Raw genomic sequence first — 13,745 nt, forward strand, 5'->3', positions numbered from 1 at the left:
CACCGGCCGACGTCGTCCTGCCGCCCGTGCTCCTCAGCTCGCCCTGATGATTGCGCGGAACACTATCCGACCCAGGAGGCCCACCGCGATCACCGCGAGCATTGTTGCGACGGCGGTCCAGGGGAGCGCGAACGCCAGCACCAGGCACCCCAACAGTCCCAGCGCGTTGACGGCGCGTGGTGCCCACCGGGGCCGCTGCGTCATGGTGAGCGCGGAGAGATTCGCCAGGGCGTAGTACAGCAGGACCCCGAAGGACGAGAACGCGATCACTGTGTGGACGTCCGTCAGCAGGATCAGCGCCAGGACCAGGACCGCCGTCGTGAGTTCGGAGGCCCACGGCACGCTCCGGGAGGACACCGCCGTGAGGTAGCTCGGGAGGTCGCGACGTCGGGCCATGGCCAGGGCCGTGCGCGAGATTCCCGCGATCAAGGCCAACAAGGCCCCCAACGCACCCGCCGCTGAGCCCACGACGACCACCCCCGCCGCTACGGACCGGGCAGACTCCGGCACTCCTGAAGCCGCCAAGGAAGCCTGCAGAGCGCTGAGTAAGGCCGTGTCCGTCGCGGCCAGCTGCGCCGGCCCGAGCGTGGCCAGGAGGAGCCCGGCCAGGAGCAGGTAGAGGACCAGGACGAAGGCCAGACCCACCAGGATGGCGCGAGGAATGCTGCGTTGTGGATCCTTGACCTCCTCACCCATCGTGGCTATCCGCGCGTACCCCGCGAAGGCGAAGAACATCAGCCCCGCGGCCGAGGCCACACCCGCGGGAGAGGGTTCCGGTGCAGTCCCTGCCTCCGGAGCGAACGGGAACGGACCGGACCCGGCCAACCCGAGGACGAGGGCGAGCGCCACCGCGAACAGGACCACCAGCACGAGAGCCACGAGCCACCGCGTCATTGCGGCCGTCTTGGTGACACCGCCGAGGTTCACGGCCGTCAGGCCCAGGATCGCGACGACGGCAACGGCCCGGGCCCAGGTGCCGTGGTCCAGACCGGGGATCCAGGCAGCAGCCGCCTGTGCGGCGTACAGGCCGACGGTCATGGCCATGGCAGCGGCCGAAGCCGTCTTGCCGGACACGAAACACCACCCCGCCGTGAACCCTGCCCAGGCCCCCAGCCTTTCCGTTGCGTAGACGTACGTCCCTCCGGAACTCGGGTACCGGGCCGCCAGCTGGGCGGTGGAGGTGGCGTTGCACCACGCGATCACACCGGCCAGTGCCACGGCCGCCAGGAGCCATTCACCCGCGTGGGCGGTTGCCGGTCCGAAGGCCACGAACACACCGGCGCCCAGCATCGAACCGACCCCGATCACCGTGGCGTCCCCGAGTGTCAGCCGCCGTTCGAGCTGCGTGGGGGTTCCGGGTCCGGCGTCGGCGCCGTCGTCCGGGCGGGCGGGGGCGTGGTCGTGGTGTGAGGAAAACGGCACGGTGCTCCCGGGCTGTGAGGGCCGGTGGCGCTCCGGCGGTGGGAAGTGATCTGTAGACTCGGGCACGGTCAATCTAGGGCCGTCCGATGAACCCACGGTGAACACACCCCGCGAACCACGGCGCGGGGGCGCCGTCGCCGGGACGACTCCCTACAGAACTCGACATGAAGGACGTCATAGGTGCTGCGCACTCACACCCTCGGTGAACTCAACGCCGAGCACATTGGTCAGACCGTCACGCTCGCAGGCTGGGTGGCGCGGCGCCGCGATCACGGCGGTGTGGCATTCCTGGACCTGCGTGACGCCTCGGGCGTCGCCCAGGTCGTGGTGCGCGACGAGGACGACTTCGACCATCTGCGCAACGAGTACGTCCTGCAGGTCACGGGCAAGGTCGAGCGCCGCCCCGAGGGCAACGAGAACCCCAACCTGGCCTCCGGCGAGGTCGAGATCCTGGTGGACCAGCTGACCGTGCTCAACACCGCGGCCCCGCTGCCGTTCCAGATCGACGAGCACGTGGAGGTGGGCGAGGAAGCCCGCCTCAAGTACCGCTACCTGGACCTGCGGCGTCCCGAGCCCGCGCGCATCATGCGCCTGCGGTCCGAGGTCAACCGGGTGGCCCGGAACCTCTTGCACGACCGCGGCTACCTCGAGGTCGAGACCCCCACCCTGACCCGCTCCACGCCCGAAGGTGCTCGTGACTTCCTGGTCCCGGCTCGGCTGGCGCCCGGTTCGTGGTACGCACTTCCGCAGTCGCCCCAGCTGTTCAAGCAGCTGTTGCAGGTCGGTGGGCTCGAGAAGTACTTCCAGATCGCGCGGTGCTACCGCGACGAGGACTTCCGTGCCGACCGGCAGCCCGAATTCACCCAGTTGGACATCGAGGCCTCCTTCGTGGAGGAGGACGACGTCATCGAGCTGGGCGAAGCACTGGTCACCGAGCTGTGGAAGCTCATCGACGTCGAAATCCCCACGCCCATCCGCCGCATGACCTACGCGGAGGCCATGGAGAAGTACGGATCAGACAAGCCCGACCTGCGCTTCGGCCTGGAACTGACCGACCTGACCGAGTACTTCAAGGACACCCCGTTCCGGGTCTTCCAGGCGCCGTACGTCGGCGCCGTCGTGATGCCCGGTGGAGCCTCCCAGCCCCGCCGTACGTTGGATGCCTGGCAGGAATGGGCCAAGCAGCGCGGCGCCAAGGGCCTTGCCTACATCCTGCTCAAGGACGACGGCGAGTTCACGGGTCCCGTGGCCAAGAACATCACCGACGAGGAGAAGGCCGGCCTGGCCGAGGCCACGGGTGCCAAGCCGGGTGACTGCATCTTCTTCGCGGCAGGCGAGGCCAAGCCCTCCCGCGCCCTGCTGGGTGCGGCCCGCGTGGAAATCGGGCACCGCACCGGTCTGATCAAGGACGGCGACTGGGCCTTCGTGTGGGTGGTCGACGCTCCCATGTTCGAACCCGCCTCGGACGCCGTGGCCTCGGGCGACGTCGCCGTCGGCGCAGGGGCCTGGACGGCGGTGCACCACGCCTTCACCTCGCCCAAGCCGGAGTTCCTGGACACGTTCGACACGAACCCCGGGGAAGCACTGGCCTACGCCTACGACATCGTGTGCAACGGCGTGGAACTGGGCGGCGGTTCGATCCGTATCCACCAGCGCGAGGTCCAGGACCGCGTGTTCAAGGTCATGGGCCTGTCCGAGGAGGAAGCACAGGAGAAGTTCGGCTTCCTGCTCGACGCCTTCGCCTTCGGCGCGCCCCCGCACGGTGGCATCGCCCTGGGCTGGGACCGCACGGTGGCCATGCTGGCCGGCAGCGACTCCATCCGCGAGGTCATCGCGTTCCCCAAGACCGGCAACGGCTACGACCCGCTGACCGCGGCACCCGCGCCCATCACGGCCCAGCAGCGCAAGGAAGCCGGTGTGGACGCCAAGCCCGAGAAGGCGCAGCCGACGGCCAAGGCGGAATGAGAACCACCTGAGATCACGCGAACGGCACCTGGGCACCCGCCCGGGTGCCGTCGTCGTCAGATCATCGCGTGCCAGGCCAGGCCGTAGAAGCCTCCGATGAGTACCCCGATCCAGGCCCCGACCACCGTCTGCCAGTAGGTGTGGTCGCCCGTGCGGATGCGTGACCAGGCCACCGCCACGGGAACGACCCATGTGAAGGCCCCCAGCCACCCCGCCACCAGCAACGGGATCGCAACCGCGAAGACGGCTGCCATGGCCGTGTGTGCGGAGACCTTCCACCGAAGCGTGACCAGCATGACGACCACCACGCCGAGGAACAGGAAGGCGGCGGTCAGGGTGACTGAGAAGGGGATGCCCAGCACGGGCCCCAAGACGTAGTGGGCCGCGAGTGTGCCCAGGATCAGCACACACACGCCGATGTAGACCGGGAAGCGGTGCTCTCGGTTCCGGACGTAGCGGGTGTCGACGATGCCCCGGCGCGCCAGCACGATCAGCACCGTCATGGGCAGCACCAGCACCACCGCGGCGGTGATGACGGCCCACATCAGGCCCCACCAGCCGCTGTCCACCAGCCCGGCCGTGCCCAAGAGCACCCCGCCGAGCGTTGCGGGGGACAGGCGCTTGGCGACCAGCGTCGCCCAGCGGTTCGGCGCGGGGTCTACTGCGGTGTCCTGCGGCGATGCTGCTCGGGTGGTCATGCCAGGATGCTAGGCGCTCGGTGCACACCGAACACAACATCGCGTGATGAACTGGTCCCGTGCGAGTCATCCTGCAACGCGTCAGCTCAGCCTCCGTGACCGTCCTGGACCCGGACGGGTCCCGACGACGCACGGGCAGCATCACCGGTCCCGGTCTGGTGGCCCTGGTGGGGGTCACCCACGGCGACGACGAATCCACCGCTGTCGTGCTGGCCGAGAAGACCGCGGGCCTGCGGATCCTCACCGGCACCGATCCGGAGGGCACCGAGAGGGAACAGGCGTCCTGTCTGGACCTGGACGCTCCGGTGCTGGCGGTCAGCCAGTTCACCCTCTACGCGGACTGCCGACGCGGGAAGCGACCGTCATGGTCCCACGCGGCACCGGGCCCGGTGTCCGAACCGGTCGTCGAACACTACGTCCGGCACCTGCGTTCGGTGGGGCTCACGGTGCAGACCGGTGAGTTCGGGGCCGACATGCAGGTGGACCTGGTCAACGACGGCCCCGTCACCGTGATCCTGGACTCGGAGGAGCTCAACCGGCCGCGCCGGGGATGATCTCCGCTGCCCACGGGGCTGTCCGAACCAGCCGATAGCCTGTTCCCGTGAGCAGTTCGCTATTCGACATGGACCCGGGAGACGAACGGGACGCGCCGGCAACGGAGGCCGCACGAGTCACGACGGCCAACCGCGCCACCGCGCCCTTGGCCGTGAGGATGCGCCCGCGGTCACTGGAAGAGGTCGTCGGGCAGAAGCACCTGCTCAAGCCGGGGTCGCCACTGCAGGTCCTGGCCGGAGCGGACCGGGGACCGGCCGGGCCGAGTTCCATCATGTTGTGGGGACCGCCCGGGACGGGGAAAACCACCATCGCGCACGTCATCGCCCGTGGGCCGCACCGGAAGTTCGTGGAACTCTCGGCGATCACGGCGGGGGTCAAGGACGTTCGCCGGGTCATGGACCAGGCGTTGACGGACCGGGACCTGCACGGACGGACCACCGTCCTGTTCCTGGACGAGATCCATCGCTTCACCAAGGCCCAGCAGGACGCGCTGCTGCCCGGGGTGGAGAATCGTTGGGTGGTGCTGGTGGCCGCCACCACGGAGAACCCGTCGTTCTCCGTCATCGCACCGTTGCTCTCCCGGTCCCTTCTGCTCACGTTGCAGCCACTGGAACCCGAGGACATCGGGGAACTCCTGGACCGCGCGGTGCTGGACGGCCGCGGCCTCAACGGTGAGGTGAGCCTGGACCCCGGGGCACGCGAACACCTCCTGGAACTGTGCGGTGGGGACGCCCGGAAGGCCCTCACGGGACTGGAGGCCGCGGCCGCCGTCGCACTCTCCGAGGCTGCAGCCGCCGCGGGGGAGCAGGAGCCCGACGTCGAACCGCCGGTCATCACGGTCGAGCACACGACCGAGGCCATGGACCGTGCCGTGCTGCGCTACGACCGCGACGGCGACCAGCACTACGACGTCATCTCCGCGTTCATCAAGTCCATCCGCGGATCCGACGTCGACGCCGCACTGCACTACCTGGCGCGCATGATCGAAGCGGGGGAGGACCCCCGGTTCATCGCGCGCCGACTGATCATCTCCGCCTCGGAGGACATCGGCACGGCGGACCCGACCGCGCTGCAGACGGCGGTGGCCGCGGCCCAGGCCGTCCAACTGATCGGCATGCCGGAAGGCCGCATCCCCTTGGCGCAGGCGACCACGTTGCTCGCCACGGCACCCAAGTCCAACGCGTCCTACCTGGCGATCAACGAGGCGATTGCCGATGTGCGCGCCGGCAAGGCCGGGCCGGTCCCCATGCACCTGCGGGACGCCCACTACAAGGGTGCAGAGCAACTCGGTCACGGCAAGGGCTACGTCTATGCCCACGACGCCCCCAACGCGGTGGCGCCTCAGCAGTATCCACCGGACGAGTTGGTCGGCCGGGACTACTACCGGCCCACCGCCTACGGTCACGACCGGGACCTGGCGGCGCGCGTCGACCGCCTACGGAAGATCATCCGGCCGGGTACGTAGCACCAGCTGGAGTACACGGGCCTGATCGGAGCCGCTGCGGTCCCGCGGATGTTGCTGCGGGAGGCCTCACCCGGCGCGGTCCAGGACCTCCCGGGCGGTGAGGTCGTCGATCACCAGGTCCGTCACGGCACCCGATCGAAGGGCGCCGAGGATGCCGGGGATCTTGTGGCGGCCGGACACGATGCACAGGCGCCGGGGGATCCGGGCCAGTTCGGAGGGTGTGGGGCCCGATGCCCGGCGGTTGAGTTCGATGTCGGCGTAGCTGCCGTCCTCGCGGATGAACACCGTGCACATGTCGCCCACCACGCGGTTCTCGTTGAGACTCCGAAGGGTCGCTGGGCTCAGATGGCCCTCCGAGTAGACCTGGGAGACCACGGGCCCGTGGAAGGCGCCCACGCTGAACACGGCTATCTGCGTTGCAGCGCGTACCGCCAGGATCCTTCGGACCGAGGACTCCTGCCAGAGGAGCGCACGCGCTTCCTCCTGGTCGAAGAACGCCGGCGCGGGGAACGGGTAGAGCTGGGCGTTGAAGGCCTTGGCCATCGTGGCCAGGACGGGTGTGGACGTGCCGATGCCCGTCGATCTCGGACCGGCGGCGCCGTTGAGCTGGACCACGGTCACGTCGGAGGTCGTGGACTGTTTCAGGTAGGAGGCGACGGTCGACGTCGTCGTGCCCCAGGCGACGCCGATCACGGTGCCGTCGTCCACCCAGCGGCCGAGCAGGTCAGCGGCGTAGCGCGACACGGCATCCAAGCGTTGGGCGGAGCGCGCGCCCCGCGTGGTTCCTGCGATGTGCGAGCGCACGCCGAAGAGATCCTCGAATCGGCGGGAGATGCGGTCCGACGGCTTGTCGGGCTGTCGCAGTGTGATGGTGACGATGCCGCGGGCCTTGGCCTCGGTGAGCATCCGGGAGATCGTCGAGCGTGAGACCCCCAGGCGTTCGCCCACGGCGTTCGTGGTCATGCCCTGGACGAAATAGGACTCAGCTACTTGATAGAGCAATGAATCGTCGTGCATCGAAACCTCTCCCATGTGCACGTCTGTGCAGATCGTTTGAGCATACGTGCAGTTGCCTGCAGTGTGGTGGGCAGATGTCGCCATGAGGCCTGGGTCACATCCCGGCTCCGGCACTTGCTGGCGACGTACGACATCCAACGCAACCGCGCAGCTGAGTGAGGCGAACCCCGTGAGAAACACCGTCCTGGATTCTCGATCCCGCCAAGAGGCCTTGAAGGAGATGACCGACGGCCCCGAACTGGACATCCTGGTGGTGGGCGGTGGCATCACAGGGGCCGGAATTGCTCTGGACGCAGCCACCCGCGGCCTACGGGTCGGCATCGTGGAAGCGCAGGACTGGGCCGGAGGGACCTCCCGCTGGTCCTCCAAACTCGTCCACGGAGGACTGCGGTACCTCCAAGCCCTGGACTTCAAGCTCGTGGCCGAAGCCCTCGGGGAACGGGAACGGCTGCTCTACACGCTGGCCCCGCACCTGGTGAAGCCCGTGCCCTTCCTCTACCCGATCACCCACAAGTTCTGGGAACGGCCCTACGTCACGGCGGGCGTCGGCCTCTACGACACCCTGGCTCACCTGGGTTCCAAGGTCGCCTCCATGCCCTTCCACCGGCACCTCGGCGAACGGGGTGTGGCCCGAGCATTTCCCGGCATCCGCCCGGGCTCGATGGTCGGTGCCGTCAAGTACTGGGACGGCAAGGTCGACGACGCACGATTGGTCCTGACCCTCGTCCGGACCGCAGCCGGGTACGGCGCACTCGCGGCATCCAGGACCCGAGTCACCGATTTCGTGAAGAACGACGACGGCGTGGTCACCGGTGCGAACGTCGTGGACCTCGAAACCGACACACAGCACACGATCCGGGCCAAGAAGGTCATCGCCGCCACGGGAGTCTGGACCGAAGAGACCCAGGACCTCGCCGAAACCGATGGCGGGCTGAAGGTCTTGGCGTCGAAGGGAATCCACATCGTGGTCCCGCGTGAGCGGATCGCCGGTGACGTCGGCCTGATCCTGCAGACCGAGAAGTCCGTGCTGTTCGTGATTCCCTGGGAGCACCACTGGATCATCGGCACCACGGACACCCCCTACGAGCAGGACCTGGCGGCGCCCGTGGCGACGGGCGCGGACATCGACTACGTGATCGAACATGCCAACGTCGTGCTGGCCGACCCCCTGACCAGGGAGGACGTGATCGGCACCTACGCCGGCCTCCGCCCGCTCCTGCAACCCGGGGTCAAGGACGGCAGCGAAGAAACGGCCTCCACCAAGGTCTCCCGTGAACACACGGTCACGGAGGCCGCGCCGGGCCTCATCACGATCGCCGGTGGGAAGCTGACCACCTACCGGGTCATGGCGGAGGACGCCGTCGACTTCGCGCTGGGCAAGGACACCGCGGCCGAGGTGCCGTCGGCGACCGATCGCACGCTGCTGCACGGGGCCGACGGGTACGTGGCCCTGACCCGCCAGGCGGAGCGACTGGGAGCGCCCCACGGCTGGGACAAGAGGCGGGTGACCGGTTTGTTGAACCGGTACGGCTCGGGGATTGCCGAACTCCAGGAGCTCGTCGAACAGGACCCGAGTCTCGCCCGGCCCCTCGAAGGGGCTCCCCAGTACCTGCGGGCAGAGATCGTCCAGGCCGCCCGCAACGAAGGCGCCCTCCACCTGGAAGACGTCTTCGAGACCCGCACCCGCATGTCCTACGACCAGCCGCGGCACGGTCTGGACGCGCTCGAGGAAGTCGCCGACCTCCTGAGCCGCGAACTCGACTGGGACGACACCCGCCGGGACCAGGAGAAGGAGGCGTACCGCCGTCGTTGTGCCGCCGAGGATGCCGCAGCGGAAACGTACGACGACGCCGAGGCCGCGGCAGCGCGAGCCGCCGCCCCGGCCACCATCGACCTCTCCGGGACGGACCACCCCGTTCCGGAGCCGACCCTCCGAGAGGATGCCTGAAATGAATGTCTTGTCCGCCGTGCTGCCCATGGAGACGGCCACTGACGCGGTACCGCTGGGAACGGTGTTCTGGTCGGAGGTGCTCGGAACCGCCATGCTGACCCTGCTGGGTGTCGGCGTGGTGGCCAATCACCTGCTCGGGAGGACCAAGGGCAACGGCGGTGGCTGGCTGCTGATCAACTTCGGTTGGGGCCTGGCCGTTTTCGCCGGTGTGTTCGTCGCCTGGCAGTCCGGCGCGCACCTCAACCCGGCCGTCACCGTGGGTATCTGGACTTCCGGCGCGGAGGAGTACGCGCCGGGCGTGGCCGTGTCGATCGGCTCCACGCTGGTGTACTTCCTCGCGGAACTGCTCGGCGCCTTCTTCGGTGCCGTGCTCGCGTGGTTGGCCTACAAGCAGCACTACGACGAGGACCTGGCGCCCGAGGCCAAGCTCGGTACCTTCGCGACCGGCCCCGAAATTCGCTCCCACGCCTGGAACCTGGTCACCGAGATCATCGGGACCTTCGTTCTGGTCTTCGTGATCCTGATGTTCGGTGGTACGCCCTCGGGGTTGGGGCCGCTGGCCGTGGCACTGTTGGTGGTGGGCATCGGCGCCAGCCTGGGCGGGCCCACGGGGTACGCGATCAACCCGGCACGTGACCTGGGGCCGAGGCTGGCCCACGCCGTGCTCCCCATCCGCGGAAAGGGCGGCAGCGACTGGGCCTACGCCTGGGTCCCCGTCCTGGGACCGATCCTCGGCGCCTTGATTGCCGGCGGTGTCTTCCAGCTCTACCCCGCCGCGAACTTCTGACCGGTACCTTCACCCACACGACCCGACCCACCACAACGACGTGAGGAGTCCATCATGAGCAACCAGACCACCCGACCCGGCACCGGTGACCAACCGCAGTCCTCAGCTGCAGGAACGAACGGCACGCCCGGGTACGTCATGGCCATCGACCAGGGGACCACGAGTTCCCGGGCCATCATCTTCAACCATGACGGGGAGATCGTCTCCACCGGCCAACTCGAACACGAGCAGATCTTCCCCAAAGCCGGATGGGTTGAACACGACGCCCTGGAGATCTGGCGCAACGTCCGGAAGGCCGTCGCGGATGCCCTCGCAGTGGCCGAACTCTCCGCGGCGGACCTGGCGGCCGTGGGTATCACCAACCAGCGCGAGACCGCGGTGGTCTGGGACAAGACCACGGGCAAGCCGGTGTACAACGCGATCGTGTGGCAGGACACGCGCACGGCCAAACTCGCCGAGCAATTGGGCGGCGAAGAGGGGGCTGACAAGTACAAGGACCGGGTGGGCTTGCCCTTGGCCAGCTACTTCTCCGGCCCCAAGATCACCTGGATACTGGAGAACGTGGAGGGCGCCCGGGAGAAAGCCGAGGCCGGCGACCTGCTGTTCGGCAACACCGATTCCTGGCTGGTCTGGAACATGACGGGTGGCACGAACGGTGGCGTGCACGTCACCGACGTGACCAACGCGTCGCGCACCCTGCTCATGAACCTGGACACCCTCGACTGGAACCAGGAGATCGCCGCCGACATGGGTGTGCCGCTGTCGATGCTCCCGGAGATCCGATCGTCGTCGGAGGTCTACGGGCACGGACGTCAGGTGGGGTTCCTGCGGGACGTGCCCATCGCGGGCATCCTGGGCGACCAGCAGGCCGCCATGTTCGGGCAGGCATGCTTCGAACCCGGCATGGGCAAGAACACGTACGGCACGGGATCTTTCGTGCTCATGAACGTGGGCAACCAGGTGGTGCACTCCGAGCACGGCCTGCTGTCCACGGTGTGCTACAAGCTGGGGGACCAGGACCCCGTGTACGCGCTGGAAGGCTCGATCGCGGTGACCGGATCCTTGATCCAGTGGCTGCGCGACAACTTGGGCCTGTTCTCGGACGCGTCTCAGGTGGAGGCGCTGGCCCAGGAGGTCGAGGACAACGGTGGGGCGTACTTTGTGCCTGCCTTCTCGGGTCTCTTCGCCCCGTACTGGCGCGACGACGCCCGCGGCGCTCTCGTGGGCCTGACCCGCTACGTCAACAAGTCCCACATCGCCCGCGCCGCACTGGAGGCCACCGCGTACCAGTCTCGTGAGGTCATCGAGGCGATGAACAAGGACTCGAAGGTCGACATGCAGGAACTCAAGGTCGACGGCGGCATGACGGCCAACGAGTTGCTCATGCAGTTCCAATCCGACCAGCTCGGCATCCCGGTCATCCGTCCGAAGGTCACGGAGACGACGGCATTGGGTGCTGCGTACGCGGCGGGCATCGCCGTCGGATTCTGGTCCGGCACGCAGGACGTGGCCGCCAACTGGGCCGAGGACAAGCGCTGGGAACCGAAGGAGGACCCGGAAACCACGGCTAAGTACTTCCGCAACTGGCAGAAGGCCGTGACCAAGTCCTTCGACTGGGTGGACGACGACGTCGACTGACCACCCCGCCCCCTCTTCGTCTCCGCCGAGACCTCCGTTACGGCCCGAAATTTCAATGAGAATGGGCCGTAACGGAGGTCTCGGCGCGTCACAACCGGGTTCGAAGCCAGCGGACGAGGGCTTCACGTCGTGCCGGGTTCCGGAGATCCTCCAAGACCACGACCCGGACTGACCACCCTTGGTCCTGGAGGGCATTGAGTCGGCCCATCTCGTCGCTGTAAGCGGCCCTGTCCCGGTAGTGCACCGCCCCGTTGTACTCGAGCGCCACGAGCTTTGTCCGCCAGGCCAGATCCAGGTAAACCCGGCGTCCTTGTCCCAGATCGACGGGGACGTTGTGCTCACCGGCCGGGAATCCCGCGGCCTCCACGACCAAGCGCAGAACGGTCTCCATGGGGGACCAGACATTCGGGGCCGAGCGCTCGACGGCTTGGGCGAGAAGCCGTTTACCCCGAGTCCCCGCGGGCAAGGACTCCACCTGGAGTTTGAGGTCCGCGGGCTGTAATGGTTCCGGCTCACCGATCGGACTCAGGTTCTTGGCCAGCACATGGTCAACGGCCACGACGGAACGCCAGCCGCGCAACCAGTCCTGGAGAACCAACAAGGTCTCCACAGCACCGGTTGCGCGGCTGCGCCAGGGGCCCGGCTGGGTAGACGGCGGAGCTTGCAGGCGGCGGAGATGCATACCGGGCAAGGGCTTGGCCTTCCGGGGTGCAGGGAGAGCGATCGCCGGACGGTCCCCCCAGGGAGTCCAGGTGCCCGTCTCATTCAGGAGGAGGTCCAGCCACGGCTCCAGTGTTTCGGGTGCAGCGTGGTCATACCATCGCGCCCAGATCCCGTGCGCCAAGCAGACCATGCGTGGATCACGGGTCATGTCACGGGCGCGCACCGCCCAGTTCTGGGTCGAACGTACGTCAGGCGTGGGAAAGCGGGCTGGAAGTGTCGCCAGGTGCATGAGGGAAACCTAGGGCCCTGGAGATGAACCGGCCGGATTCTCCACAGGTACGTGGTGACCCAATGCGCGCTGATGTCCGTGTGGAGCCGCCCCGGCTCCATCAGACGTCGTCGAGACCTCCGTTACGGCCCGATCCGAGCGGGATTCTCGGTTGTAACGGAGGTCTCGCGGGAGAAGGAGGGGTGGGTGATAGAGTGGTGCGTCGGCTGGCAAGGGCCTCATTCGGCGTGTCCACTTCAGCGAGCTTCAACCACTCGCTCGGGCGCCTGGGTCGAGGACCTGTAGCTCTGCGGGATTGCGGCTGATCCCCACCTCTCCGCGTGGACCGAATCATGACGGAGGCCGGACCGAACAGTTCACGACGCCCGTCGTCGCCATGCTCCGGCAAGGACAACGACGGGCGCCACCGCATGAAAGGTGACACATAGTGTCCGACAACGCATTGCGTGCGCGCCGCCAGGTGCGCAAGTCCCGTGCCCTCGGCATCGCCCTGACGCCGAAGGCCGAGAAGTACTTCGAGCGCCGTCCGTACGGTCCCGGTGAGCACGGCCGTGCCCGCCGCAAGGCCGACTCCGACTACAAGGTTCGTCTGCTCGAGAAGCAGCGCCTCCGCGCTCAGTACAACATCCGCGAGAAGCAGATGCACCGCGCCTACGTCGAGGCCAAGCGTCGCGAGGGCCAGACGGGTGAGAACCTGATCCAGCTGCTCGAGTCGCGCCTGGACGCCCTGGTGCTGCGCGCCGGCTTCGCTCGCACCATGGCTCAGGCCCGTCAGATGGTCGTGCACCGCCACATCCTGGTCAACGGCCAGCGCGTGGACCGCCCGTCCTACCTGGTCAAGCCCGGCCAGATGATCCACGTCCACGAGAAGTCCGAGAAGATGGTCCCGTTCCAGGTTGCCGCCACCGGCGCGCACCAGGACGTGCTGCCCAAGACCCCGGCCTACCTGAACGTCGCGATCGACAAGCTGCAGGCCACCTACACGCGTCTGCCCGAGCGCTCCGAGGTCCCCGTGACCTGCGAAGAGCAGCTCGTGGTCGAGTACTACGCACGTATGGCCTGATACACGGCTGATGTGCGGTCCCGCCGCACACGGACAGCCCCCGCGCCGATTTGTCGGTGCGGGGGCTGTCCGCATCTCAGGGGGTGACACTTCAGGGGGATCGTTCAGGCGGGCAAAAAGAGTGTCGACCAGACCGGGACAGCACCCGTGTCCCGGAAGGTCCGGGAATACGGCAACGGCGGGCCGCGCCGGGCCGCCTGTCAGGCCGACCGTGACCCATTGGTTACAGTAG

General features: G+C 67.9%; 11 protein-coding genes. 7 read left to right on the top strand and 4 right to left on the bottom strand.

Features of this window, described 5'->3' with window-relative positions; genetic code table 11:
- Positions 1–33: 33 nt before the first annotated feature.
- Complete coding sequence (locus EDL96_RS02390; RefSeq protein WP_233568621.1) at positions 34–1,422, bottom strand: APC family permease; 1,389 nt, start codon at positions 1,420–1,422, stop codon at positions 34–36.
- Positions 1,423–1,602: 180 nt separating this feature from the next.
- Here EDL96_RS02390 and aspS point away from each other — a divergent pair, with 180 nt between their 5' ends.
- Complete coding sequence (gene aspS, locus EDL96_RS02395) at positions 1,603–3,387, top strand: aspartate--tRNA ligase (protein ID WP_123824082.1); 1,785 nt, start codon at positions 1,603–1,605, stop codon at positions 3,385–3,387.
- Between the two features lie 56 nt (positions 3,388–3,443).
- On the opposite strand, the gene EDL96_RS02400 is transcribed toward aspS, so the two are convergent.
- Complete coding sequence (locus tag EDL96_RS02400; protein WP_123824085.1) at positions 3,444–4,085, bottom strand: phosphatase PAP2 family protein; 642 nt, start codon at positions 4,083–4,085, stop codon at positions 3,444–3,446.
- 59 nt (positions 4,086–4,144) lie between these two features.
- On the opposite strand from EDL96_RS02400, the gene dtd reads away from it, so the two are divergent.
- Positions 4,145–4,639 carry a D-aminoacyl-tRNA deacylase gene (dtd, locus tag EDL96_RS02405; RefSeq protein WP_123824088.1) on the top strand — a complete coding sequence of 165 codons (495 nt, stop codon included), beginning with the start codon at positions 4,145–4,147 and terminating at the stop codon, positions 4,637–4,639.
- A 47-nt stretch (positions 4,640–4,686) separates the two neighbouring features.
- The gene (locus EDL96_RS02410) at positions 4,687–6,105 is read left to right on the top strand and encodes a replication-associated recombination protein A (protein ID WP_233568622.1); all 1,419 of its coding nucleotides are present in this window, start codon (positions 4,687–4,689) and stop codon (positions 6,103–6,105) included.
- A gap of 66 nt (positions 6,106–6,171) precedes the next feature.
- Here EDL96_RS02410 and EDL96_RS02415 read toward each other — a convergent pair whose 3' ends face one another.
- Complete coding sequence (locus EDL96_RS02415; protein ID WP_233568623.1) at positions 6,172–7,137, bottom strand: sugar-binding transcriptional regulator; 966 nt, start codon at positions 7,135–7,137, stop codon at positions 6,172–6,174.
- A 154-nt stretch (positions 7,138–7,291) separates the two neighbouring features.
- Between EDL96_RS02415 and EDL96_RS02420 the strand changes: the two genes are divergently transcribed.
- From EDL96_RS02420 to glpK, 3 genes are all read left to right on the top strand, one after another.
- Complete coding sequence (locus tag EDL96_RS02420; protein WP_407656894.1) at positions 7,292–9,070, top strand: glycerol-3-phosphate dehydrogenase/oxidase; 1,779 nt, start codon at positions 7,292–7,294, stop codon at positions 9,068–9,070.
- A gap of 1 nt (position 9,071) precedes the next feature.
- Positions 9,072–9,860, top strand: a complete 789-nt coding sequence (locus tag EDL96_RS02425) for an MIP/aquaporin family protein (protein WP_233568624.1) — start codon at positions 9,072–9,074, stop codon at positions 9,858–9,860.
- 138 nt (positions 9,861–9,998) lie between these two features.
- Positions 9,999–11,498: a glycerol kinase GlpK gene (gene glpK / locus EDL96_RS02430; protein ID WP_233568635.1), complete on the top strand. Its 1,500-nt coding sequence runs from the start codon at positions 9,999–10,001 to the stop codon at positions 11,496–11,498.
- 88 nt (positions 11,499–11,586) lie between these two features.
- Here glpK and EDL96_RS02435 read toward each other — a convergent pair whose 3' ends face one another.
- The gene (locus tag EDL96_RS02435) at positions 11,587–12,099 is read right to left on the bottom strand and encodes a hypothetical protein (RefSeq protein ID WP_123824093.1); all 513 of its coding nucleotides are present in this window, start codon (positions 12,097–12,099) and stop codon (positions 11,587–11,589) included.
- 778 nt (positions 12,100–12,877) lie between these two features.
- On the opposite strand from EDL96_RS02435, the gene rpsD reads away from it, so the two are divergent.
- Positions 12,878–13,513, top strand: coding sequence for a 30S ribosomal protein S4 (rpsD, locus tag EDL96_RS02440; protein ID WP_199732516.1), 636 nt, complete (start codon positions 12,878–12,880; stop codon positions 13,511–13,513).
- The last annotated feature ends 232 nt before the right edge of the window (positions 13,514–13,745 follow it).

Source organism: Kocuria soli (genome assembly GCF_003797835.1).
GTDB classification, from domain to species: Bacteria; Actinomycetota; Actinomycetes; order Actinomycetales; family Micrococcaceae; genus Kocuria; species Kocuria soli.

Excerpts from the sequence above, each read along its gene's own strand:
- EDL96_RS02415 (WP_233568623.1), bottom strand. The coding sequence starts at position 7,137 with ATGGGAGAGGTTTCGATGCACGACGATTCATTGCTCTATCAAGTAGCT.
- EDL96_RS02425 (WP_233568624.1), top strand. The coding sequence starts at position 9,072 with ATGAATGTCTTGTCCGCCGTGCTGCCCATGGAGACGGCCACTGACGCG.
- EDL96_RS02400 (WP_123824085.1), bottom strand. The coding sequence starts at position 4,085 with ATGACCACCCGAGCAGCATCGCCGCAGGACACCGCAGTAGACCCCGCG.
- glpK (WP_233568635.1), top strand. The coding sequence starts at position 9,999 with ATGGCCATCGACCAGGGGACCACGAGTTCCCGGGCCATCATCTTCAAC.